Here is a 22,760-nt window from a genome sequence, read left to right on the forward strand (position 1 = left end):
TCTGGTCCTCCTTTGAGTGTGCCCACCTTACCTTTTTTTGTTGCTATTCGCTCAGACGGAGGCGCGCAGGTGCTGTAATAAGGTCACAAGCTCCACCATTTTTGTTTCATTTTCTGGTAATTCATCGAAGGCGCGCTTGACTTGCTCTTCACTGAGGCCTGATAGCGCCATGGCCAGTGCCGTGCGGCGCTCAGGGTCAGCGCCTCCCGGGTGTCTGAGTAGCGCCCGCTCCACCTGCTGACGTAATGGTTGCAGTAGCTCGCTTCGCTGGCCAATGCGCCATAGCAGCGCCGAGGAAGCACGTAGATGATCGGTGAAGTCCTGATGCTGGAGGCTACTTGCCTGAAGAATGACTCCTCTCCTTGGTATCTTATGCCAGAGGAATATCAGCAGCAGCAGTGCCAATGCGCTGATTAACGGCCATCCTCGCTGCCATAGCCATTGGCTCAGAGGTGGCACGTTAATGCTTTGAACCCACCAGATTTGGGGTTTGTCGGCACTAATTTGTTGAAGCAGGGCGGCATGGTCGAGATGGTGCAGGCGGTCATTGCTGAAAATATCCAGGCTAGTGAATAACCAGATTTCTCCTGCGCCGGCGGCAAGCTGCAGCGCAAGGTCATGGGTTTCATTGTTGGCGCGAGCTAATACGCTGGTGTTGCTGGCGGGTATTGATGGGTCGCTATTATCCACCTCTTCAAACAGGTCGCGGTGCAGCAGATCAATGCTTGGTTCCAGATCCAGTTGTAACGCCCCGTCACTGTCATTAAGCCAAGCATATTGTAGATGAGCCCGCTCCTCGCCACAGAGAAATGCGGTGCACTCATCCATGTCGTCGGATGAGTCAAGGCAATGGCGGCGAAAACCGTAATCGAGTACCGCTACGCCGTTGGCTACCGGCAGCGGCAGGGCAGGACGGCCATCTACATCGGGGTAGTGCCAGGAGGTCACACCAAAGTGATAGAGCAGGGGATCATGATTGATAATGTCTTCCGTGCTCTGATCTTTAGATTCATCGATTGGCAAGGCATTGATTACCAGGCTGCCCCCACTTTCCACCCAATCAATCAGTGCCTGTTGTTGCCATTGTGGAAGGCGGCTCTGATGCCGCTCAATGATTAATAGCACTGAGGAGTCCGGTAGCGGGAACAGCTCTGCTGAGGAGATAATGCGACGGGATTCTTTATGCCAGCTGTGCAGCAACTGCATTGCCGCAGCCTGCGGCTGGTTTGTCGGGGAATCGTGTTGAACGATAGGCACTCGCTCAAATTGACGCCACAGTAATATAACTGCGCCGAAAATCAGCATGGTTAGCAGTATTGTCTTGCCAGACTGCTTCATGAGGTGAGCAGCGCTGTTTTGGTCGGCGAGACAAAATGATGCTGCCAACGCTGGCTCAGTTGCATGATCTGCTCGGCGTCGGGCAAACGATGCGCCCAGGCTACGTCCATCCATAGTGCGGTGATTTCCCCCAGTAACAGGACGCCGGGGCGATCAGTGTGGGTGTGCCGGCAATACTCTAGTACTTCGGATTCCGTGGCGCCGGGTAGAACAGAAAAATCTGCAGTGTTGGCGAGGTGCGACAGGGTGCCGCGATATAGCAGACTCAGGGCCTGACGGTAGTTGCCCCGTTGTGCCTCCTTTATTACTGCCTGCTGAAGATCGTCTGGTAGTGATTCGCGACGGATATCCAGCCCGGCGATATGGGTTACGGGTGGCGGGCTCGGTTGCCACCGTCTCGGCAATGAGGCAAGCCAATGGCGGTAGTGCCAGAGTGTCCAAAGCAGTAGAGAAATAGCCACTGACCAGAGCGCAATGCGCAAAATTTCTGCCAGGGATGGCAGTGACGAACCGTCTCTAGTCACGCCGCCGGTACCATCAAAAAGCCAACTTAGCAGTCGATATAGCCAGCTGTTTTCAGGGGCTTCTTCTTTCTCCATGGCGGACTTCTTATTGCGTAGTTGCCATGTCTGCTCGATATGGGTGGGCATAAAATCTTCGCCGGCGAGAATTTCAATGGCCTGTTGCTGTGCTTCCCCGGTGGGGTTGGCAGGGCCGGCCTGGGCGTCGGGGGAATTCAGCACTAGCAGCGGCAAGATGCATAGCAACAGCGCAGTAACGTTGCCGGGCCCACGTCGCTGGCCAAGGCGGCGTAGTCCTAACTCCAGATCCCAGCCTTCCAGCCATGTGCGTTTGTTGAGGTATAGGGCGAAGCCACTGGTGACGTATAGCGGCTCCAGTACGGAGAGGGTTATGTACCAGGTAATCAGTCCCAGTGTGGCATTGCTGCTGCTTTGCAGGAACCAGTCCACATTACTGAGATAGTACTGCCCTGGAAGCAGCATCATAACCAACACAGTAAAAGAGTAGCTAAGCACCAACTCGATGTGGGCCATCAGGAAAGTTAGCATCATGGCGCGATTTGGAGTGCCCATGGAGAGCACTCGACAACGTTCGCGATAGTTGCGTCCGGAAAGTCGTTCAAGTTGTACGACGGGTACCGAAAAACTGCGAGTGAGATAAAAACGTCGCCATAGTAGCCAAGGCAGCAGGCCCGGCAGGGCATAGTGATGAAAGTCTTTCAGTAGTCTGCCAATGGAAGCATCCTGACTAAATAGTTGGCGAGCGCAGAACTCCAGCAGTGGTCGTTCCATTAGCGGTTTTAGCCACCAGAATAGCAGCAGGGCCCAGCCATTGGAGCCGCTGTGGGTTAGCCACAGGACGAGCAGTAATAGAGGCAGGCTGAACATCAGCCAGAGAAGGGTTAGCGGCTTCCACCAGGCGCGATACAGATGGGTGCCCATGTCCATTGACTGCCATGGTGTTCGCGGTGCAATGCGAGCGTTGATGCTGTCGAGTTTCATCAGCGCCTTCCCGCAGCAAACAGATAGCCAAGCGTAAGCAGCCAGAGAACCCCGCCAACTGAGTATTTGATCCATGCCTCAAATTGCCGGGGCGACCAGAATGCTTCAATAAATGCTGCCAGCAACAATAACGCGAAGGCTCCATACATCACTGTCATGGCCTGGGATGCGGCCAGACCTAGCGCCTCCCTGCGTGACCATGGGCCGGGAGCTAACAGCGCCCAGCCCAGACGTAGACCTGCACCGCCGGCCAGAACAATAGCGGTCAGCTCAGGTGCGCCGTGGGCAATAACAAAAGTGAAAAAGGGTTGCTGGAATCCTGCGTTGGTCAGGTGTGCGGCTATGGCGCCAAAGAAGCTTCCGTTAAAGAGCATGACAAACAACGCACCAACGCCGAAAAATAGTCCGCCGGCAAAGGTGCGAAAAGCTATGCCGATATTGTTGTAGATGTAGTATCCAAACATGGTGACATCATCGCTGGCGGTGCGTTGGGTGCGATGCTCGGCTTCGGGGTGATACATGCTTTCCATCTGCTCGGCTGTGGCCTGATCGAGCAGGGCGTAGACCATATCAGGCTGGTTCCGCACTAGCGCCCAAAGCAGTATCAGGGAGACGCAGAAAGCCACCGCGCTGGCCAGTTGCCAGGGCCACTGAGCGCGTACTGCCTGCGGAAAGCCCGCCAACAGGAATTGCTTGATCGGTGCTGCCAGAGGTAGGCGCGGACGGTACAGCTGGCGGTAGCCGCGTAGCACCAGATCATCGAGCCGCTGAATCAGGCTGAGGCTGTAGCCGCGCTCTCTGGCCAGTGCCTGATGGTGACAGATTCGCCGATAACTGGCAGGCAGCTGATTCAGCGAGGGGTCGCTGGCAAGGTCGCCATGACGCAGCTTTTCCAGTGTTGCCAGTTGCTGGTCGAGTTGCCGCCAGTCGGCTTCAAACTGCTTTTCAAACTGGGCTTGCTTCATTCCAGCCCTCGCAGGTGGCGAGCAGTTGCCATCGCCCTTTGCTCGGCCTGTGCCGAATCCAGCTCCGGCCAACCCAACGCACACAGCTCCTGGCGGCGCGCCGCAGACAGGCTGTCCTGCCGCTCCAGCAAGGCCAATAGTGTCTGCTGGTCGTCCAGAGTCACTTGCCAGTCAGGGGGGGTAGTCTGGGCGACGGAAATTTGCTGTGGCGGGCGGCTGTTGCCAACGTGTACCACCATGGTGTTCGCCGCCATGTCACCAAATCGTTGAAAGCGGCGATTGGAGAGCATGGCGACAAACCCGGTCAGATAGAACATGGGGAAAAAGTCGGCTTGGCGAATCAGGTTGCGCAGCAGGCTGCCGTTCAGGGTTACCGGGGCGCCATCTGTATGGGTGACGGCAATGCCTAGCAGGCGCTTGCCTGGCGTTTGGCCGTGGCGCAGCACCTCAAATAACACTGGGTAGAACCATTCCAGCAGGAACAGCAAAATCAGCATCAGGCCGGCGGCGCTGCCAGTGCGGGTGGACAGGACAACCAACGCAACGATATACACCGGGGCGCGGATTAGCAGATCAATCAGAAAGGCGCCGCCTCTGGGAAGGATGCCTGCCGGCACCAGCGACAGGGTAGCCCCTTCCGCGGTACGCATACTCTGGCGATCATCAATCACGCCCAGTGCCCCGTTGCCGGATCACCATCACGGCGCTCACGAACAACAGGGTGGTCAGGGCTACCCTGATGATGGCCAGTGTCTGCACCGGGGGTGGATCAAATAACTGCACTGAGAAACCGGCAAAATAGAACAACAGCAAAATACATAGCCAAGTCAGCAAGCGACCATCACCTTTGATGGTGGCCGGTAGCAGCAACAGCAGGGGGCCATAGGCAAGCAGGCTGAGAAGAATGCCGGCGCGTAACATGGTGTCAGCGGAGACGGTGGTTTGCTGTGGCTCCAGCCACCAGAATCCGCCGATGGCGGCAATGATCAGAGCGATATGGCTAATACGGGCAAGTAGCAGCATCAAGCGGTCTTCCTCAGCGTGATGGCCAGCTTTGCCAGTCGCTGGCCGAGCGCCCGGGCCAACGTGGACTCATCGTCGCTGAGCCGGCTCTGGTTATCGATTCCGGCCATGTGGCTTGGGCCATAGGGCGTACCACCGGTGCTGGTGGCGTACAGCGCTTTTTCTGAGTAGGGCAGGCCGGTGATCAACATGCCGTGATGCAGCAACGGCAGCATCATCGACAGCAGGGTGCTTTCCTGGCCGCCATGCAGGCTGCTGGTGGAGGTGAATACTCCGGCTGGCTTACCCAGCAGGTCCCCGTTCATCCACAGGCCACTACTTTGGTCAATAAAGTATTTCAGCGGCGCTGCCATATTGCCAAACCGGGTGGGAGAGCCCAGCGCCAGAGCTGAGCAGCCGGCCAGTTCTTCCAGTGTGCAGTAGGGCGCCCCGTTGTCCGGCACCGGTGCCTGTGTGGCTTCGCAGGTGGCTGATACGGGGGCGACGGTACGTAGCATGGCTTCCACGCCCGCCTGTTCCACACCTCGGGCGACCTGCTGGGCCAGGTTGCGGACGCTACCCGAGCGGCTGTAGTAAAGAATAAGAACGTAGGGATTAGTCACGGTCAGGCTCAAAGCAGTTGCAGTACGTTTTCCGGCGGCCGTCCGATGACCGCTCGTTTGCCGCGGATCGCCAGTGGACGCTCGATCAGTTTGGGGAAGCGTACCATGGCGGCAATCACTTCACTGTCGCTGCTTTGCGGTGATAGCCCAGCCTCGGCATACTCAGGCTCCTTGCTACGTAGCAGATCATGGGCCCGGGACAGGCCTAGCTGTTTTATCAAGGTGGTCAGGGTGGCAGCATCAGGGGGCGTTTGCAGATAAAGTACCTGCGTGGGCTCAATGCCATTTTCCTGCAGCAGCGCCAGCGCCTGACGGGATTTTGAACAACGCGGATTGTGATACAGGGTAATCTTGCTCATGGCGGCTCAAACTCAGTGATGGGCCTCCATTGTAGTGTTGACGGGGAGAGTGGCAACCGATGAATCAGCCTGCCAGTACTTGGCATGACAGACTGCTACCTACACTGACAGTGGCACGGGATTTTTTCCTGCTGTTGCTCAGGAGTTTTCGCAATGACGGCTGTCGTGAAAGTGCTGCGGCACTGACCTATACGACGCTGTTTGCCATCGTGCCTATTATGACGGTGGCTTTTGCTATTCTTACTGCCATTCCAGCATTACAGGAGCGTAGTGGGGAGATTCAGGCTTGGGCTTTCTCCAATTTCGCCCCTGGTGCGGGAGAAAAGGTTCTCGAGTATGTAAATGAATTTTCCCGGCAGGCGGGAAACCTGACCGCCATCGGTGTTGTTTTTCTGGTGGTCACATCAGTGCTGATGCTGAGCACTATTGAAAAGAATATGAATCGCATCTGGCGGGTAACTACACCGCGCAGCGGCCCCACCAGTTTGATTATGTACTGGGCAGTGCTGACTTTGGGGCCATTAAGTCTGGGCGCCGGGTTAGGCATCAGCTCCTATCTGACCTCCATGGCGCTGGTCACCGATACGGTTGAGATGCTTGGCGGCATGCGTCTTTGGCTATCCTTGCTTCCTCTGCTCTTTATGACCATGGCGCTGACACTGCTGTACGTGGTGGTGCCTAATTGCTATGTGCCGGTACGTCAGGGGTTGATTGGCGGGTTCGTTGCCGCTTTGCTGTTTGAGTTGGCCAAGGGCGGTTTCACCCTGTTTATCAAACTGTCCCCGTCCTATCAGGTGGTTTACGGGGCCTTTGCTGCGGTACCGCTATTTCTGCTGTGGATATTTATTTCCTGGAATATCGTTCTCGGCGGCGCCGAGTTGGTCCGCGTGATGGTGGTATTTGGTGAATACCGCAGCGAATTGCCACGGCTTCAATCGCTGCTGCGATTACTGGAAATTCTTTGGCGCCGCCAGCAGCAGGGTAGGGTGTTGCGTGTCCAGGAAGTGCGCAGCGTGCTCAAACTGGCGGGCGCCAGTCATTGGGAGGAGTTTCGTAATTTGCTGATGGATCTACGCCTGATGAGGCGTACGGAAAACGGTGAATTTGTCCTTGGCCGCGATCTTGGCAATCTTACCCTTATCCAGTTGATGGATATGCTGCCATGGAGCATGCAGGAAGATCTGCGCGTCAGTGATCAGCATGGTCGACCTTGGGAGTCGCTGCTGGCGGCCCGTTGCCAGCAGGCCAGACAAGGACTGGAAAGCTCACTGGATATAACCGTGCAGCAGTTGTTTCGTGCTGAGCAACAGGCAGAGCAAATAAAGCAGGTGGATGAAGAGAATGAAGCAAGTTGAGCTAACACATCATGATTTGCGCTTCCCCGCGCTGATGGCAGGAGAAGGTGAACCGGTACTGCTGCTGCATGGTTTCCCCGATAGTCACCGTAACTGGCGTCATCAGGTAGAAGCCCTCGCCGAGGCGGGCTATTGCGCCATTGCTCCAACGTTGCGTGGCTACGCGCCGGATTGTCAGCCCCGCGATGGCGACTACTCGTTACGTGCCGCGGTGGAGGATGTTTGCGCGTTTGCCTCCCAGCTGGGCGGCAGTGTCCATCTTGTGGGACATGACTGGGGGGCAGTAGTCGCCTATCTGGCTGCGGCACGTTCACCGGATCTTTTCCGCAGTTGTACCATGCTTGCCATACCGCCGCTGAAGCGCCTGCCCGCGGCCTTGCTGAAAGTGCCGGAGCAACTTCTTCTCAGCGGCTATATGGAGTTTTTTCAGCTGCCGCTGGTGCCAGAGTGGGTGTTGCGGCGAGATGGTCTGGCCGGTGTGGAGTGGTTGTGGCGACGCTGGTCGCCCGGTTGGGATTCTACCGGCTACCTGGATGAGGCCCGCCGTACTCTGGCGCAGCCCGGAGTTATGAGCGCTGCGTTGGGCTGGTATCGGCACCTGCCCAAGGTGTGGACTGAGGCCAGCAGGGAGGCTCGAGGTTGGCTGGCTTTACCGGTAAGGGTGCCGACCATGGTTTTATTAGGCGAGCAGGATGGTTGCATGAGCCCCCGTCTGCTGGACCATACTATTAATCAGAGGGATTTTCCTGGCGGGCTGAGAGTGGAGAAAATTGCCGGAGCCGGACATTTTCTGCATTTGGAAAAGCCGGAGCGGATTAATGATTTGCTACTTGCCCAGTTGCGTCAGTACAGCGGCGACTGGCCATGATAGAAGTTGCTCAGTGCATGGCTGGTGAACTGTAGTGACGAACGCGAGGAAATCAGGTGACAGATATGCAGCAATGCCCGGACGTGGAACAGGACCTGCCGCAGACTGGTGAGCAGTCTCTGGTACTTGGTGGCGGCTGTTTCTGGTGTACTGAGGCCGTTTATCTGGCACTCGAAGGAGTGCTGTCGGTAACTTCCGGCTATGCTGGTGGCAGCGCTGAAACTGCAAACTACGATGCAGTTTGCAGTGGTCAAACAGATCACGCTGAGGTAATTGAGATTCGCTATGACGCCGGTCGGATCAGCCTGGGTCAACTGCTAAAAATATTCTTTTGTGTGGCCCATGATCCTACTCAGCTTGATCGTCAGGGCAATGATCGTGGTCGTCAGTATCGTTCGGTGGTTTTCTATAGCAGTGAGGCGCAGGCCGAAGTAGTGCGAGGCTATATCAGGCAGCTCAGCAGTAGTGGTCTTTTTAGTGCCGACATTGTTACTACGCTGGAGCCGTTAACGGCGTTCTATACGGCGGAGAGTTATCATCAGAATTATGCTGCGCGCAATCCCATGCAGCCATACATTATGTTTGCCGCAACTCCCAAAGTGGCCAAGTTGCAGCAGACATTTCCTGAGAGATTGAAGTCGAGAAACTGACAAGAGGCGCCGCGATGAAAACCCGTTCCGCCAGTGGTTATGACCTGACACCGCCCGCCGTCGAAGAGCTTGAGAAGCGGGCGGCAACGCTGACCCCCGAGGAGCGGCATATCCTCCTTAATCAGGGCACCGAGCGACCTTTCTGCGGTGGTTATCTGGACAATAAGGAGGCAGGTTTCTATGCCTGCCGGCTTTGTGATCTACCGTTGTTCCGCTCACAGCACAAGTTTGAATCGGGTACCGGTTGGCCAAGCTTCGCTGACTGCTTTGACGCAGACCATGTGCGCAGCATTGAAGACCACAGTCACGGTATGATTCGCACCGAGATTCGTTGTGCCCGTTGTGATGCCCATCTTGGCCATGTATTTCCCGACGGACCGGCACCGACCGGGCTGCGCTACTGCCTGAACTCTGCCTCCCTTCATTTTGTCCCTGAGTAACCCTTCTATCTGTACACGATTACAACTGGGCAACGGCGCCGCTACTGAGCAGTTCTTCAACCTGCTCTGCCGTGAAGCCGCTACGCAATAACGTGGCTCTAGTATCCGTACCCGGTTTGCGCATGGCTTGAGGTGTATCGCTTGTGGTGCGTGAGAAGCGCGGTGTAGGGGCGTGCTGGGTCACTCCGTCAACTTCAATAAAGCTGCCACGGGCCACATTGTGTGGGTGCTGTGGCGCTTCTTCCAGGCCTAAAACCGGGGCAAAGCAGACATCGCTGCCCTGCATGATCTGACACCACTGATCGCGGGTTTTGCGGCGAAAAATATGGGCAATTTTTTCTTTTTGCTGCGGCCAGCATGCCGGGTTCATCTGTTCATCAAAGTCCGTATCCAGCCCCGCTTTTTCTTTCAGCAGGGCATAGAACTGGGGCTCGATACTGCCGATTGAAATGTACTTGCCGTCAGCGGTTTCATACACATCATAAAAGTGGGCTCCAGAGTCGAGCATGTGGCTGCCGCGCTGGTCATTAAACAGGCCATTCGCACGCAGGCCGTAGAACATGGCCATCAGGGCCGCAGAGCCCTCATGCATGGCACAGTCGATCACCTGACCTTTACCGGAACGCTGCGCTTCGAGCATGGCGCACACCATGCCAAAGGCCAACATCATGCCGCCACCACCAAAGTCGCCCACCAGATTGAGTGGCAGGGCCGGCTTTTCGCCACGTCGCCCCATGGCATGCAGGGCGCCGGAAATGGAAATGTAGTTGATATCATGGCCGGCGGATTGTGCCAGTGGGCCGTCCTGGCCCCAGCCAGTCATGCGCCCGTATACCAGTTTTGGGTTGCGGGTCATGCACTCTTGCGGGCCAACACCAAGGCGTTCGGCTACACCTGGGCGGTATCCTTCAAAGATGGCATCTGCGCTCTCGCACAGTTTTAGCACGGTGCTGACGCCCTGCGGGTGTTTCAGATTGACAGCGATGCTTTGCCGATTGCGAAACAGCACATCGTGGCCACCTTCGGCGCTAGGGTTGCCACCGGGGCGGTCAATACGAATTACCTCGGCACCCATATCGGCCAGCATCATTCCGCAGAATGGCCCTGGGCCAATGCCAGCGAGCTCAATAATTCGAAAACCGGTAAGTGGACCTGACATGACTAGCCTCCGCAGTTAGTGAAGCGAAGGCTAGCAGCGTTTGCAGAGGGCGCCCATGACCAGAGTTTACCGCTGGGGAAAACTCAGGGCAGCAGGCCGGACTTGCTCAGTGTTTTGTGTAGCCGCTTGCACTGACTGCGTGCAATTGCCTCTATCTGGTTGGCTTCGTTGGTGCGCAGCAGTCCATTCCACAGCACTTTTCCTGACGGCCGCTGCAGTTGAAACTCAATGTCCTGAGGGCCCACCGGGTCGCTTGCCGGCTCTTTGCCAGTCAGGGTGATCTGGAAGCCAGGGCTCCGCTGGGAAGCATCGCTGCTCGGACGACGCTCATCGGTTACCACATTGCCCGCAGGCATCTGCAAGGGCAGAAGCAACAGGGAAGTGATCTCGCCGATCATCACGCCATCAAAGCCCTGAGACAGGGCTTCCTGCATCAGCGCTTCGCTTTCCGGCAATTGCCCGGGCCACAGACTATGGCTGCTGCGCAGCCGCAGGCCATTATGCTTGAGCTGGGTGGCGCAAGCCTGCTCCCACTGTTGGCGCATATCAAGGTCGGCGGCACGGCCGATCAGTAATAGCTTGCTGACAGGTGCTTCAATGCTTTCTGCGCTATGCCGGGTGACCAGCGTTGTGGTGCTGGCGCAGCCGGCAGTAAAAGCAAGCAATACAATCAAGGCAATCTGGCGTAAAGGCATGGCGGCTCCGTATAAAATCGAAAAGAGCGAGATCAGAGTTACATTGCAATCAGTGTAACAGCCAGCGCCGGGAAAACCTTGACCAAGATTCAGAACCAGTCGGAAACCAGGGCCGGCATCTTGTCATTAGCCCGCATTACCAGCCGATGCTTGTGTTCGCCGCCAAGCAAAGGGTTATACCAGCGCAGTTCGTAGTGTCCGTTGTCCCCCTGATACTCGATCAAACGAATTTGCAGGTCAGTGCCCTGGTCGCTGGCAACAATTTCACCGGCTTCATTTTCAACATAGAGCAGTGGTTCATGCAGCCTGATGTGCTCCGGCGGTTCTGCCAGAACTGATAGTTGCCAGTATGGCTCTACTGGCAGCTCACCACGGATAAATTTCGCCTTGCCGAGCAGTTTGCGTTGCCCCTCACGGCTGCCAGGTTCTGGCCAGAAGTGTCGGCTGCGCAAGTCAAATCGGTAGTCCGGTGGAATATCACGGACAACGCCATTGGCTATCAGGTCGCCACTAAGCATGCCAAATTGGCCGCGCAGAAAATCCAGGGTCTGTGGGCCGTAGATGGTGTGACCACCCTCGTAGTATTGGAGGGCATACTCTGCGGGTGTGGTGACATAGCCGAATACACCGTTGGCCAGACTGGATATCTCTACTAGCCAGTCACCCTCGGGTAGTTGTGCGGCGACTTCCTTGCGGATGGCATTACCGGATTCAAGGGTGACTTCCCAGGGAGCGGTCACCAGTACCAGATTGTTGATGCGAAGCACTTGTAGCAGAGCGCGGTGTGGATAGCGCTCCGCTGACAGCAGTAGCGGTTGTAGTTTCGACAGCATCCACTGTTTTACCCCATGGCAGCCATCGGTGAAGGTGCGTCGTGGCCAGCCTTCCTTGAAATAGGGTAGGTAGCCGATGGGGAATACCTCATCGCCATTGGCCGCACCGGCGGTGGCTGCTCCAATGATGGCCCGTTCGCATAGGCCAAAGCGGGCATCGTCATTCAGTGCCAGTACATCTAGCAGTCGGCTGCCGCTTTGCAAGGTCAGTTGACTATCCAGTTGCTCCCCGAGCGAGCGCCACAGGCCGATCGCTTCTCGGGCCAGTGCCTTGCCAATACGGCGGGAGGCGATGTCACCGCGCTCGCCCAGATGCCATGCTGGATTGTTATCCGCGTGGGTGGCTTGAAACGGACCATGTATGGGCGAAAATGGAGTGCCACTGGCGCTCATGGCAGCCTCCACATCCCGTGCCAGCCAGGCCCAGACATCAGCATGATAGGGCGCTGTAAATGCGGGAATGCTGGTGCCATGAATGGAAAAAGCCGTCAGTGCTCCTGCCGGATAGAATTGGCCATCATCGTCCTGCAGGTCGATGCGTAACATGGTCATCTGCGGATTGATTGCCCGAAATGCCAGGGCCTCGTTAATTTCACTGGCAGCGATATTGAAATTGTTGGCCCAGGCCTGCACAGAGCGGTTGCGGGTCAGCCCCCAAACCGGCGTCTGACCCGTGGCGAAACGGGCAGGGCGGCGTTGTTCGAATGCCTGAATGACAGCATCGCTGATGCGGCTGGCAAGAAACTCGAACAGTACCGGATCAAAGCCTGGGCGGTTGCCGCCGAAAGCATTGTAGAAGTCGCTATCAAAAAAGTTAGCTGGCCCGGTATGGGTATGGGTGACCAGCAGACTCAGTGAATGGGGGGAAATGTCCGTGCGCGCGGCAACTCGCTCGGCAACGGCATGATGCAGTGCGAGGGACCCGGCACCCAGATCAAGTTGCACCAGCGCCATAGGCTCGCCATCGCGGCCACGCAGGTAAAAGGCGCGGGCCTTGAGTCTAGTACGGAAGCCATCCGCATCCTTGGCCCAGGCCGAATAGCCGAACTTGGGAATACCAATGGGTGGGGTAATGTCTATCACCGCCATGCCTGCCCTGGCCTGCTGGGGCGCTGGTAAAACCTGACCGGCAGGGAGTAGGCCGCTGAGTTGGTGAATCGGGTAACTGACGAATGGCCGGCTCTCCACATAAAGCAGCGCAGCAAGGCCGATGATTAGAAGAATAAGCAGTTTACGCCACCAGTTTATTGTTGAACGTGGCATGCGAGACCCCGAAGTCAGATAGTTGATATACGTTGGATGGCCAGTCTAGTGGCTGCCGAGGCTGGTGCAATAACTTTGTACTATGGTCCCATAGTTTGGCCCGGATTGCCTGACAGTAACCTGGAGTGGTTTGGTCTTGCCAGCCTGATTCGATACACTGCGCGCCCTTCGGTACCGCCCCACCGGTGCCGAGTTTCCCTTTGCTTGCCGCAATGGCAGCGCTCACCGTTATGGAATAACTGAATGTTGCAGGTACTGAAAAAGACCTGGCTCGCCAATTTTCGCGGCGATCTGCTGGCTGGCCTTGTTGTTGCGTTGGCGCTGATTCCTGAAGCGATTGCCTTCTCGATTATTGCCGGGGTCGATCCGAAAGTTGGCCTGTATGCGTCATTCTGCATTGCCGTAGTGACGGCTTTTGTCGGTGGCCGCCCGGGCATGATCTCCGCAGCCACTGGCGCCATGTCATTACTGATGGTGGTGCTAGTACGCGACCACGGGTTGCAGTATCTACTCGCTGCCACCTTGCTGACCGGCGTACTGCAAATTGTTTTGGGTTATCTGCGCGTTGATGTGTTGATGCGCTTTGTGTCCCGTTCGGTAGTCACCGGGTTCGTTAATGCGCTGGCCATTCTGATTTTTCTTGCCCAGTTGCCGGAGCTTGGTTCTTTGCACTGGACTGAGGGCTCGTTGCTGCCAACGGTTCAGCTGATGAACTGGGCGGTGTATGCCCTGGCAGCCGCCGGGCTTGGCATTATCTATCTGCTGCCGTTAGTCACGAAAGCGGTGCCTTCACCGCTGATCTGCATCATCGTTTGTACGGCGGTGGCGATGTATTTCGGTATTGATGTGCGCACTGTGGGAGACATGGGAGACCTGCCGGATACGCTGCCGGTTTTCCTGCTCCCGGACATCCCCCTGGACTTTACTACGCTGCAGATTATTTTCCCTGTCTCCATGTCAATGGCGGTAGTGGGCTTACTGGAGTCCATGATGACCTCAACTATCGTTGATGACCTCACGGACACGGACAGCGATAAGCGTCGCGAGTGTAAGGGTCAGGGCATGGCCAATATTGCATCTGGCCTGCTGGGCGGCATGGCAGGCTGTGCCATGATTGGCCAGTCGGTAATCAATGTGCAGTCCGGAGGGCGTGGCCGGCTGTCCTGTCTTCTGGCGGGTGTGTTTTTACTGCTGATGGTGGTGTTTCTTGGTGATTGGGTGGCGCGTATTCCCATGGCGGCGCTGGTGGCGGTGATGATCATGGTGTCCATAGGCACCTTTAACTGGGCTTCATTCGCCAATCTGCGTAACCACCCACCTAGTAGTAGCATTGTTATGCTGGCAACAGTCACTGTTGTAGTTGCGACACACAATCTGGCCATTGGCGTACTGGTGGGCGTGCTGCTTAGTGGGGTGTTCTTCGCTCATAAAGTGGGTCAGATTCTGTATATTGGTTCTGAGCTTGATTCTTCTGCGGATACTCGCACCTACAATGTAGTCGGGCAGGTGTTCTTTAGTTCGGCGGAAGCCTTTATTGGTGCTTTTGATTTCAAGGAAGCCTTGAGTAAGGTTGTGATTGATCTGCACCGTGCCCATTTCTGGGATATCACCGCAATCAGCGCCCTCGATAAGGTTGTGGTCAAGTTCCGCCGAGATGGTACAGAGGTTGTTGTCGTTGGTTTGAATGAGGCCAGTGCAACCCTCGTTGACCGTTTTGCGGTTCATGATAAGCCGGATGCTGTTGAACAGCTAATGGGCCACTAAGGAGAATAATAATGACCAATGTAATGGCCTGTATCGATGGATCCCGAGCGGCTGAAGCGGTGTGTGATTATGCGGCGTGGGCTGCTTTACGCATGCAAGCACCACTAACCTTTCTGCATGTGCTTGATCGAGCTGTTTATTCCAATGCGGTCAACCTGAGCGGCAGCATCGGCCTGGGGGCGCAGGAAGCATTACTGGAACAGCTGGCCACATTGGATGAGCAACGCAGCCGGTTGGCCCTTGAGCAGGGAAAATTGATGCTTGAAGCCGCTGTCGAGCGGGCCATTGCTGATGGTGTTCAGGTGCCGATGACCCGCCAGCGCCATGGCAATCTGGTTGATACCCTGACTGAACTGGAGAACGAAATTCGTTTGCTGGTGATCGGTAAGCAGGGAGAAGAGGGTGATCAGTTGGGCGGTCATCTGGGTAGTCATGTTGAACAGGTGATACGGGCAACGCATCGACCGGTATTGATTACTCAGGAGTCCTATCGTGATCCACAGCGAGTCATGCTGGCATTTGATTGTAGTGCCACAACTCGCAAGGCGGTGGAGATGCTCGCTGCCAGCACTTTATTTAGCGGTTTGCCCTGTCATGTGGTGCTGGTTGGCGCAGACACGGATGACCATCGGGCACAGATGGAATGGGCTAAACAAACCCTTGAACAAGCTGGTCATGAGGCAGTGACTGCTATTGTCGCGGGGGAGGTAGAGGCTAGTTTGCGTGAGTATCAGGTCCGTGAGCAGATTGACCTGATGGTAATCGGTGCTTACGGCCACTCCCGTATCCGTCAGTTTTTTGTTGGTAGCACCACCAATAATATGATTCTGAATGCAGCCGTGCCGCTGCTGGTTTTGCGTTAACACAGGATTTTTTCGAGCGGAGACAAGTTGTGCCCTATACCCGCGACGAGCATGGCAAGAGAGTTGTTGGGCGTGTCGGCGAGCCCTGGGTGTTTGTCGGCGCTGGGGTGCTGGCGGCTATCGCCGGGTACATCAATGTGGTGATGTTGGGTTTTTTTGCTGTGCCCGTTAGCCATATGAGCGGCGCTGTATCCCGTCTTAGTGGGGATATCGCACTGGGCGATATGGCTGACCTGATTCTGATTTCCGGTATTGTCGCCGGCTTTCTTGCCGGTGCCATGCTGTCCGGTATTCTCATCGGTGCCGCAACCCTGCGAGCGGGGCGCCGTTATGGCGGTGTGTTGATGCTTCAGGGGATGATGCTTGCGGTGGCCACATGGCTGGCCCTGGACAGTGTGTCGTTGGCGGTGCCGTTAGCAGCCATGGCCTGCGGCCTGCAGAATGCCATGGCTAGCAGTTATCGTGGTCTGGTGCTACGCACCACCCATGTCACCGGAGTGGTTACCGATATTGGTGTGTTGATTGGCCAGCGTCTGCGGCAAAAGAAAATTCGCATCTGGAAGCTGTGGCTGTTGCTGACTTTGCTGTTAACTTTCTTTCTCGGAGGCGTAGTCGGCGCACTGACGCTCAAGGCCATAGGCATGCAAGCCTTGGGCATTGCCGCGTTGGTTTGCTTCGTAGTTGGCGCGGTGTATGTGTTGGTGCAGCACGCTCGTCTTTGAAAAAAAATTAGCGGCCGCCGGCAACCCGGCGACCTACCACACCGCCGAGCAGGGCGATGGCACAGCCCATCGCCAGTGGCAGCAATTGCCATAGCGACCACGGCAGGCTGCCCGCAAAAAGTATGACCCCGAGCGGGACAATGGCTGCTAAAACAATCAGTGTGGCACCCAACGCCGCGCTCAGTCCCAACAGGATAAATTCCAGCCAGTTCACTTTTCTGAGCAGACTCTGCCGGGCGCCCAGTGCGCGCAGGAGTTGCTGGTCACTGCGACGTTGTGCGGCCGTAGAAAGTAATGCCGCCAACAGTACGAGTAGTGCCGCCGCCACCAGCAGGCCGGCCAGCAAAGAGGTGGCCTGACTGGCCTGGGTAACAATCGATTGGGCTCTCTCAAGAATGGCATTCACATCAAGCAGGGTAATGTGAGGCAAAGCGCCCATCAGTTCCGCCACCCTGCGGCCGTCACCTTGGGGAAGCCAGAAACTTGTCAGCCAGGTAGCGTCTTGCTGGGCGAAGGCTCCGGGGGAAAACATAAAATAAAAATTCGGCGCGAAACTATCCCAGTCCACCTCACGGATGCTGGTGACAGTGGCTCGCATTTCACCGCGGCTGCCTACGAAGGTAAGTTTATCGCCAAGCTGGAGCCCCATGGCGTCAGCCAGCTCTGCTTCTACCGAGACCTCATCCGGGTTTGAGCCATGCCACTCACCATCGCGCACGCGGTTGCTGGGCGGCAGCTGCTGTTCTTCGGTCAACGCCAGATCTCGATTCAATGCCCGCTCGGCGCGATCATTTTCTTTGCTCACAGCATCGCGAACAGGTATGTCATTAATCAGCGTCAGGCGGCCACGGACTATGGGGTAAACTGGCTCAGCGCGAGCTTCATGGCGGTCTAGCCAGTCGCGCAATACGGGCTGATCTGCGCTAAACAGGTTGAATACAAAATGGTTGGGCGCATTCACCGGCAGTTTGCGCTGCCACTCCTGAAGCAAACCAGTGCCGCTCTGTCCGGCCAGAGTAAGGATCGCCATGGCTAGAGTGAGTGCGGCCATCAGTGGCAAGGTGGTGGTGCGGCGTCTGCTCAGTCGTCTAATGGCCAGCCTGCTGGTGACAGACCAGTGGCGACTGCGTCTGTCCAGTAGAAGTAAGAGAGGCAGCAGCAGCGCTGGCAGCAATACACCAAATCCTGCAAGCAGCAGCAGCATCAGACCAAGGTCCATGATGGAACCAGTGAGTGTCGCGGCAATTACCATTGGGCCAACCAGTGCTGCGCCGAGCTCCAGACCGCTGCGACGTAAGTTCTGGCTGCCATGGGGGTTCAATACTTGCACCGCCGGAACCTGCACCAGGGCGCTTAGCCGGGGCAAGGAGAAGGCCGCAAACAGAGCTAAAGGCCCTAGCAGTACCATTGACCACTCCAGTGGCCCCGCCGCCAGTGAGCCATCCCAGCCAAGGGCCTGTCTGGCAAGCAGTGTGACAAGCGTGCCGAGCGCCACCCCGGCCACAACCAGAGGAAGAGTGGCGGCCAGTTCGTGACCCAGCAAACGACGAATGATGGTTGCTCGTGACGCACCAAAGGTACGCAGCAAGGCGGCTAACGTGGCCCGCCGGCTTACCCGCAGGCCGGTGGTCAAGTAAATAGCGGCGCCACATAGCAAAGTGATAAGCATCACTCCCAGACTGATCCACAGGGTTAGTTGTTTCAGTGGACCCATGGAGCGTTCCAGCTGGTACTCAACGTCCTCTATGTTCTGATCCGGGCGCAAGGTGGCTGCCAGTTGCTCCTTGAGTTGCCTCGGCTGGTCGCTGAGCATGGCGGTGTCGTAACTGATCCTTGAGCCGGGGCCAACCACACCGGTACTGTCCAGATCAGCCTGATTTAGCAGGACGCGCGGGTTCATGCTGTAGAAACCGCCACCTTGATCTGGTTCACGGCGAATCATGGCGCTGATGGTCAGGCTGGCCTGGCCGAGCTGCAGCTGATCACCGATCGCTAGCTCAAGCCGATCAAGTAGCTGGTCAGCAACCCAGACTTCGCCCACCGCTGGGCCGTGGCGTAGCTTGCTGAACTCGCCGCCAAAGCGTGAATTGCTTAGTTCAATCTCCCCCAGTAGTGGCCATTTTTCATCCACAGCCTTGGCGCTAACCAGCAGTAGCTTATTTTCGTGGATAACGACGCTTTGGAATTTGATGATTTCGGTATGTGGATGGCGGTCGATGATCTCGCGTTGTGCTGGCTCCGGTGCCCGGCTGCTGTCCAGCACCAGATCTCCACCGAGCATTTCCGCGCCCCGTGCACTGAAGCGTGTATCCAGTTCGGCGCGTAGTAGCAGTACAGTGGTCAATGCCAGTGAGGCAACAAACAGGGCCAACGCCAACACTCGGAAAGCACTATCACGCCAGGGGCGGCCCATGATGCGCAGCCAGTCTTTCATGCGGCAGCCCCGTCGCTGCGTAATCTGCCCGCTTCAAGGCGCAGCTGACGGCCACAGCGGCGGGCCAATTGCGGGTCATGGGTGACCAGCACCAGCGCGGTTCCGGTGGCTTGATTCATGTCAAACAGCAGGTCTGCGATACGTTCGCCGTTAGCATGATCGAGGCTGCCGGTGGGTTCATCAGCAAACAAAAGTTTCGGTTGCACGACAAAGGCGCGCGCCAGCGCCACCCGTTGCTGTTCTCCGCCAGACAGCTGGCCGGGAAAATGTCCCATGCGTGCCTCAAGGCCAACTTGCTGAAGCCAGCGCTGGGCTTCTTTCTCGGCGTTTGACTTGCCCTGCAGCTCCAGTGGCAGCATCACATTTTCCAGCGCAGTGAGATCCTGTACCAGATGAAAAGACTGAAAGACAAAGCCGCACAGGGCTCCCCGTCGCGCTGCGCGCTGGTCTTCATCCAGGCTGCTAAAGGCCTTGCCCTGAAGCAGAATCTCTCCCTCGCTTGGTATGTCCAGCCCAGCCAGCAGGCTCAGCAGGGTAGACTTGCCGCTGCCAGAGGGTCCGGTGATGGCAACGGTTTCCCCGGCTTTCACGTCGAGCGTGATATCGTCAAGCAGGGTCAGTAAACCTTCCGGGCCTGAAACAGTCTTATTGATCGAGTGGGCGCTGAGAATTGAGGAGTCCTGCATGCGAAATCTTCTTGTTGCTGTCGGATTGTGGTGGGCAGGCAGCTGCTACGCCGCCACCGTACTGATAGTTGGGGACAGTATCAGTGCCGCCTATGGTATTGACAAGGAGCAGGGCTGGGTGGCTCTGTTCGAAGCCGAATACGCAGCCAAGTGTGATGGCCTGAAGGTGAGTAATGCGTCAGTTAGTGGCGAGACCACAGCCGGTGGCGCAGCCAGGCTGCCCGCCATTTTGCGGGATGTGGAGCCGGATATCGTGGTGATTGAACTTGGTGGCAATGATGGGCTACGCGGATTGTCACCGCAGGCAATGGAGGGGAATCTGCGCACCATGGTTAGATTGTCGCGGCAGGCGGGCGCCCAGCCATTGCTGTTTGGCATGTACCTGCCACCCAATTACGGTGAGGCCTATCGGCAGATGTTTGATCAGGCTTTTACTCGCGTGGCTAAGTCAGAGTCTGTGGCGCTGCTGCCGTTCTTCCTCGACGGTGTTGGCGCAGTGGACGGGTTGATGCTGGAGGATGGCATTCATCCCAATGCGAAGGGGCAGCCGATCCTGTTGAATAATGCGCGCCCCCTGCTTGAGGCCGCTCTGGAGAAACACTGCCAATAGTGATGTCTGCGGCCCCTGCAAAGCATTTTTAACAGCAGTCACAGTTTCGGCTCTAGTGCTGCCCATACCTTCAGGATACGTTGGCGAATACCATCACTAAGGCCTTGTTCCAGTGCTGCAGATTGCTCGAGTATTTCTCGACAACGCTCAATGGTCGGCGTTCCACTGCTGCTTTTCATAGCGCTGGACAACTGTTGCAACTGCCATTGCATGCGTTGTTCCCGAGCATGTTCTGGTGATTCCAGCCCGGCGATAACCTCCAGCGCTACCGCCAATTCCTGCTGGCTGGTGTGGTCCTCGGAGACAGGAGCGTTTTCGATGCTGGCTTTCAAGGCCGACCAACGCTGCCACTGTGGCCAGCGCTGGCGTCGTTGGCGCGCGTCGCTTACGAGTGACTCACGTTGCTGTTGCAACTTTTCTTCTCGTTTGGGGCAGGGCAGGGTATTGATTCGCTCCACCATGTCAGCCAAGAGTTTCATGGCATTATCGTCGCTCGCTTGGTTCAGTGCGTGCTGCAGTGCCTGTAACTCGCAACGTAGTGCTTCAGCCTCACTGGATGCCTGCTCACGCTGTGCTTGAAACTGCTCCTCACGGCGGGCAAATACCTGGTCGGCCAAGGTGCGGAAGCGCTTATATAGCTTGCGCTGGCTATTAAGTGGTACCCAGCCAACGTTTTGCCAGCGCTTTTGCAAGTTCTTGAAATGCTCGGCAGATTGACGGCTATCGTCGCTATTGAGCAAAGATTGACCTTCCTCAATCAGCTTTTCCAGTTCAGCAATGTGCGTGCTGGCAATATTGTCGAGCAGATCGTCAAAACGTTTGAGGAGGTCTGAAAATCGTTTGCTGACTTCACGAATATCGGTAAATCGTACCGGGTGATAACTTTTCCACTCCTGCGGTGCGGCACGACGAATTTCCGCTACTGCAGACCAGTCGGTGACATTTTCCGGGTTCAAGGTGGCCAAATACTGCTCAAGTTGATCGCACAGCGCGACACGTTTAGCAAGATTGGCGGCACGCTCACGGTCCTGCTCGGCAAAGTGCTCGCGGCACGGCTCCCAGGCCATGTCAGCGGCTGCACGAAAGCGGTCCCATAGGGCCTGATCGCTTTGTTGATCAGCGGACATTAGCTCGCGCCACTGCTCCTGCAGAATTTGAATGCTGTCTGCCTTCTCCTGAGCGGCCATGTCAATCTTGGCCAGCCGCTCCATCTGCTCACATAGCTGCAGCTTTTTCGGCTCGGCTGCGAAAGCATGCCAATCGCGCAATTCATCAAGCTGCGGCTTCAGTTTTTCCATGCGTGCCCGCTGAGCGGTGCTGACACCATCTTGTAGCTGCTCCAGCTTATGCCATAAACGGTTGGCAAATTTTAGCTGCCGCTGGCGAAGAGCATTGTGTAGTACGCCAATTGTACGATCCACTTCGTTGGCGGATTTTTTCCCGTTTGCAGACGCCGTTGGCTGAGGCTCATTAGGTTCTTCCTGTTCTACCGGCTTTTTGCGAAGTTCAGGTGGAACAGGAATATTTTCTGGCCAAAGCGATTCGGGGTTTTGCTGATCAAGTAGTCGCCAGTGGTCAATGAGGGACTTCCAGCTCGCCACCAGCTCAAGATAATGCTGCTCTTGAGATGGGTCAGCGGAGCTGATGTCAGTGGCTTCCTGCCAGCGCCGTTGTTGGCTGGCCAATATTGCTGCCAGGCTGTTCGATGCGGGCCACTCAGTGGCTTCATGAAGAGCCTGCAATGAGTCTTGTAAGGTATTGATCGCGGCTTTCAGTTCCAGCCGGGCGTTATCTTCGGCCTGCTGCTTTTGCTGCTGCTGCTGCCATTCATCGACATGTTGCTGACATTGCCGGATTAGCGCTGCGCCATGAGTTTTGGCGGGCTCCTCAAGGTGGTGGAAAATTTCCTCCCAGCTATGCTGAAGTTGTTGCAGGCGGGCAGCGTACAGGTTGTCATATGGCCGCTTGCTATGGCTCAGTAGTAGCTCTATCAGTTCCTCTCCGCGCTGTGCATGTTGCTGATATTCCTGTTGTTGCTGCTGATAAAACTTGAGCCTTTCCCGAGCCAGTTGAATCACTTTTTTGTCACGTCCATCCCGTGTCAGGCGGCGCAGGTTTTCAGGATCCTGTAGTCGCCCGGCAACGCTTATGCGTAGTTCGGCATCTGCTCCTTGCAGAGCCAGTTGCATTAGCAGCGATTCATCATCAATGCGGCTGGCGGCGGTCAGGCGGCTGGCACTGTCCTTGGCGGTATGAGCCACTGCAGCAAGAAGCGCCTGATTATCTGTTGAGCCAATAATCTGCAGGCGCTGGGCATCGGCAAGGCCAGGCTTTGCCGTGCCTGCTAGCAGAGCCTCAATTCGTTGATTGGCGCTGTCGCGCACACTTTGCTCTTTATCATTGCGGACAACATGATCCAGCACGGTCAGGTCAATTAGCTGAGCACTGGCTGCCGCTCTTACTGCGGCGCTGGAGTCACCTCGGGCTAATATGGCGAGTGTGCTCCTGTCGCTTTCGCTATCCGGGTCCAGCGTGGTAACGGCCTGTTCGCGCACCTTGGCGTCGGTGTGCTGCCAGCGGGGTTTGAAAAAACGACTGAACATGCAAT

General features: G+C 56.5%; 21 protein-coding genes. 8 read left to right on the plus strand and 13 right to left on the minus strand.

Annotated elements, in window-relative coordinates; genetic code table 11:
- Positions 1-51 precede the first annotated feature (51 nt).
- Genes J1C54_RS12630 through arsC form a run of 7 tightly spaced genes read right to left on the minus strand, consistent with a single transcriptional unit; the run spans position 52 to position 5,810 of the window.
- Positions 52-1,338: a DUF4350 domain-containing protein gene (locus tag J1C54_RS12630; RefSeq protein ID WP_229148407.1), complete on the minus strand. Its 1,287-nt coding sequence runs from the start codon at positions 1,336-1,338 to the stop codon at positions 52-54.
- Positions 1,335-2,861, minus strand: coding sequence for a DUF4129 domain-containing protein (locus tag J1C54_RS12635; protein ID WP_229148409.1), 1,527 nt, complete (start codon positions 2,859-2,861; stop codon positions 1,335-1,337). Before J1C54_RS12635 ends, J1C54_RS12630 begins: the two co-directional genes overlap by 4 nt.
- Complete coding sequence (locus tag J1C54_RS12640) at positions 2,861-3,826, minus strand: stage II sporulation protein M (protein ID WP_229148411.1); 966 nt, start codon at positions 3,824-3,826, stop codon at positions 2,861-2,863. The genes J1C54_RS12635 and J1C54_RS12640 overlap by 1 nt, the downstream gene beginning before the upstream one ends.
- Positions 3,823-4,497: an RDD family protein gene (locus tag J1C54_RS12645; protein ID WP_229148412.1), complete on the minus strand. Its 675-nt coding sequence runs from the start codon at positions 4,495-4,497 to the stop codon at positions 3,823-3,825. Before J1C54_RS12645 ends, J1C54_RS12640 begins: the two co-directional genes overlap by 4 nt.
- Positions 4,490-4,849 (minus strand): DUF2069 domain-containing protein, encoded by a 360-nt coding sequence (locus J1C54_RS12650; protein WP_229148414.1) that lies wholly within the window; start codon positions 4,847-4,849, stop codon positions 4,490-4,492. The genes J1C54_RS12645 and J1C54_RS12650 overlap by 8 nt, the downstream gene beginning before the upstream one ends.
- A complete protein-coding gene (gene wrbA / locus J1C54_RS12655; protein ID WP_370635657.1) occupies positions 4,849-5,451 on the minus strand; it encodes an NAD(P)H:quinone oxidoreductase in 603 nt (200 codons plus the stop codon). The genes J1C54_RS12650 and wrbA overlap by 1 nt, the downstream gene beginning before the upstream one ends.
- An 8-nt stretch (positions 5,452-5,459) precedes the next feature.
- Positions 5,460-5,810 (minus strand): arsenate reductase (glutaredoxin), encoded by a 351-nt coding sequence (gene arsC / locus J1C54_RS12660; RefSeq protein WP_229148415.1) that lies wholly within the window; start codon positions 5,808-5,810, stop codon positions 5,460-5,462.
- 59 nt (positions 5,811-5,869) lie between these two features.
- Between arsC and J1C54_RS12665 the strand changes: the two genes are divergently transcribed.
- The 4 genes from J1C54_RS12665 to msrB all read left to right on the plus strand — a co-directional run bounded on the left by J1C54_RS12665 (position 5,870) and on the right by msrB (position 9,123).
- Complete coding sequence (locus J1C54_RS12665) at positions 5,870-7,165, plus strand: YihY family inner membrane protein (protein WP_229148419.1); 1,296 nt, start codon at positions 5,870-5,872, stop codon at positions 7,163-7,165.
- The gene (locus J1C54_RS12670) at positions 7,152-8,033 is read left to right on the plus strand and encodes an alpha/beta fold hydrolase (RefSeq protein ID WP_229148420.1); all 882 of its coding nucleotides are present in this window, start codon (positions 7,152-7,154) and stop codon (positions 8,031-8,033) included. The genes J1C54_RS12665 and J1C54_RS12670 overlap by 14 nt, the downstream gene beginning before the upstream one ends.
- A 65-nt stretch (positions 8,034-8,098) precedes the next feature.
- Complete coding sequence (msrA, locus tag J1C54_RS12675; RefSeq protein WP_229148541.1) at positions 8,099-8,683, plus strand: peptide-methionine (S)-S-oxide reductase MsrA; 585 nt, start codon at positions 8,099-8,101, stop codon at positions 8,681-8,683.
- Positions 8,684-8,697: 14 nt separating this feature from the next.
- Complete coding sequence (gene msrB, locus J1C54_RS12680) at positions 8,698-9,123, plus strand: peptide-methionine (R)-S-oxide reductase MsrB (protein WP_229148422.1); 426 nt, start codon at positions 8,698-8,700, stop codon at positions 9,121-9,123.
- Positions 9,124-9,142: 19 nt separating this feature from the next.
- Here the strand turns inward: msrB and J1C54_RS12685 are convergent, their stop codons facing one another.
- The 3 genes from J1C54_RS12685 to J1C54_RS12695 form a co-directional block, all read right to left on the minus strand.
- A complete protein-coding gene (locus J1C54_RS12685) occupies positions 9,143-10,282 on the minus strand; it encodes a CaiB/BaiF CoA-transferase family protein (RefSeq protein ID WP_229148425.1) in 1,140 nt (379 codons plus the stop codon).
- 83 nt (positions 10,283-10,365) lie between these two features.
- A complete protein-coding gene (locus tag J1C54_RS12690) occupies positions 10,366-10,977 on the minus strand; it encodes a hypothetical protein (RefSeq protein WP_229148426.1) in 612 nt (203 codons plus the stop codon).
- Positions 10,978-11,066: 89 nt separating this feature from the next.
- The gene (locus J1C54_RS12695; protein ID WP_229148427.1) at positions 11,067-13,073 is read right to left on the minus strand and encodes a neutral/alkaline non-lysosomal ceramidase N-terminal domain-containing protein; all 2,007 of its coding nucleotides are present in this window, start codon (positions 13,071-13,073) and stop codon (positions 11,067-11,069) included.
- Between the two features lie 243 nt (positions 13,074-13,316).
- On the opposite strand from J1C54_RS12695, the gene J1C54_RS12700 reads away from it, so the two are divergent.
- The 3 genes from J1C54_RS12700 to J1C54_RS12710 are packed head-to-tail and all read left to right on the plus strand — an operon-like array spanning position 13,317 to position 16,422.
- Positions 13,317-14,837, plus strand: coding sequence for a SulP family inorganic anion transporter (locus tag J1C54_RS12700; RefSeq protein WP_229148430.1), 1,521 nt, complete (start codon positions 13,317-13,319; stop codon positions 14,835-14,837).
- A gap of 11 nt (positions 14,838-14,848) precedes the next feature.
- Entirely contained in the window at positions 14,849-15,700 is an 852-nt protein-coding gene (locus tag J1C54_RS12705) for a universal stress protein (RefSeq protein WP_229148432.1), read from the plus strand.
- Positions 15,701-15,729: 29 nt separating this feature from the next.
- Positions 15,730-16,422, plus strand: a complete 693-nt coding sequence (locus tag J1C54_RS12710) for a YoaK family protein (protein ID WP_229148434.1) — start codon at positions 15,730-15,732, stop codon at positions 16,420-16,422.
- Between the two features lie 7 nt (positions 16,423-16,429).
- Here the strand turns inward: J1C54_RS12710 and J1C54_RS12715 are convergent, their stop codons facing one another.
- Positions 16,430-18,856, minus strand: coding sequence for an ABC transporter permease (locus tag J1C54_RS12715; RefSeq protein WP_229148436.1), 2,427 nt, complete (start codon positions 18,854-18,856; stop codon positions 16,430-16,432).
- Positions 18,853-19,542, minus strand: coding sequence for an ABC transporter ATP-binding protein (locus J1C54_RS12720; protein ID WP_229148439.1), 690 nt, complete (start codon positions 19,540-19,542; stop codon positions 18,853-18,855). Before J1C54_RS12720 ends, J1C54_RS12715 begins: the two co-directional genes overlap by 4 nt.
- Here J1C54_RS12720 and J1C54_RS12725 point away from each other — a divergent pair.
- Positions 19,541-20,152: an arylesterase gene (locus tag J1C54_RS12725; protein ID WP_229148441.1), complete on the plus strand. Its 612-nt coding sequence runs from the start codon at positions 19,541-19,543 to the stop codon at positions 20,150-20,152. The two genes, J1C54_RS12720 and J1C54_RS12725, sit on opposite strands and share 2 nt — an antisense overlap.
- 38 nt (positions 20,153-20,190) lie before the next feature.
- Here the strand turns inward: J1C54_RS12725 and J1C54_RS12730 are convergent, their stop codons facing one another.
- Entirely contained in the window at positions 20,191-22,755 is a 2,565-nt protein-coding gene (locus tag J1C54_RS12730; RefSeq protein ID WP_229148443.1) for a DUF349 domain-containing protein, read from the minus strand.
- Positions 22,756-22,760: the final 5 nt, after the last annotated feature.

It is taken from the genome of Alcanivorax sp. 1008, from assembly GCF_020667895.1.
GTDB lineage: Bacteria > Pseudomonadota > Gammaproteobacteria > Pseudomonadales > Alcanivoracaceae > PGZG01.

Excerpts from the sequence above, each read along its gene's own strand:
- J1C54_RS12630 (WP_229148407.1), bottom strand. The coding sequence starts at position 1,338 with ATGAAGCAGTCTGGCAAGACAATACTGCTAACCATGCTGATTTTCGGC.
- J1C54_RS12635 (WP_229148409.1), bottom strand. The coding sequence starts at position 2,861 with ATGAAACTCGACAGCATCAACGCTCGCATTGCACCGCGAACACCATGG.
- J1C54_RS12640 (WP_229148411.1), bottom strand. The coding sequence starts at position 3,826 with ATGAAGCAAGCCCAGTTTGAAAAGCAGTTTGAAGCCGACTGGCGGCAA.
- J1C54_RS12650 (WP_229148414.1), bottom strand. The coding sequence starts at position 4,849 with ATGCTGCTACTTGCCCGTATTAGCCATATCGCTCTGATCATTGCCGCC.
- arsC (WP_229148415.1), bottom strand. The coding sequence starts at position 5,810 with ATGAGCAAGATTACCCTGTATCACAATCCGCGTTGTTCAAAATCCCGT.
- J1C54_RS12665 (WP_229148419.1), top strand. The coding sequence starts at position 5,870 with ATGAATCAGCCTGCCAGTACTTGGCATGACAGACTGCTACCTACACTG.
- J1C54_RS12670 (WP_229148420.1), top strand. The coding sequence starts at position 7,152 with ATGAAGCAAGTTGAGCTAACACATCATGATTTGCGCTTCCCCGCGCTG.
- msrA (WP_229148541.1), top strand. The coding sequence starts at position 8,099 with ATGCAGCAATGCCCGGACGTGGAACAGGACCTGCCGCAGACTGGTGAG.
- msrB (WP_229148422.1), top strand. The coding sequence starts at position 8,698 with ATGAAAACCCGTTCCGCCAGTGGTTATGACCTGACACCGCCCGCCGTC.
- J1C54_RS12685 (WP_229148425.1), bottom strand. The coding sequence starts at position 10,282 with ATGTCAGGTCCACTTACCGGTTTTCGAATTATTGAGCTCGCTGGCATT.
- J1C54_RS12690 (WP_229148426.1), bottom strand. The coding sequence starts at position 10,977 with ATGCCTTTACGCCAGATTGCCTTGATTGTATTGCTTGCTTTTACTGCC.
- J1C54_RS12695 (WP_229148427.1), bottom strand. The coding sequence starts at position 13,073 with ATGCCACGTTCAACAATAAACTGGTGGCGTAAACTGCTTATTCTTCTA.
- J1C54_RS12700 (WP_229148430.1), top strand. The coding sequence starts at position 13,317 with ATGTTGCAGGTACTGAAAAAGACCTGGCTCGCCAATTTTCGCGGCGAT.
- J1C54_RS12705 (WP_229148432.1), top strand. The coding sequence starts at position 14,849 with ATGACCAATGTAATGGCCTGTATCGATGGATCCCGAGCGGCTGAAGCG.
- J1C54_RS12715 (WP_229148436.1), bottom strand. The coding sequence starts at position 18,856 with ATGAAAGACTGGCTGCGCATCATGGGCCGCCCCTGGCGTGATAGTGCT.
- J1C54_RS12725 (WP_229148441.1), top strand. The coding sequence starts at position 19,541 with ATGCGAAATCTTCTTGTTGCTGTCGGATTGTGGTGGGCAGGCAGCTGC.
- J1C54_RS12720 (WP_229148439.1), bottom strand. The coding sequence starts at position 19,542 with ATGCAGGACTCCTCAATTCTCAGCGCCCACTCGATCAATAAGACTGTT.
- J1C54_RS12730 (WP_229148443.1), bottom strand. The coding sequence starts at position 22,755 with ATGTTCAGTCGTTTTTTCAAACCCCGCTGGCAGCACACCGACGCCAAG.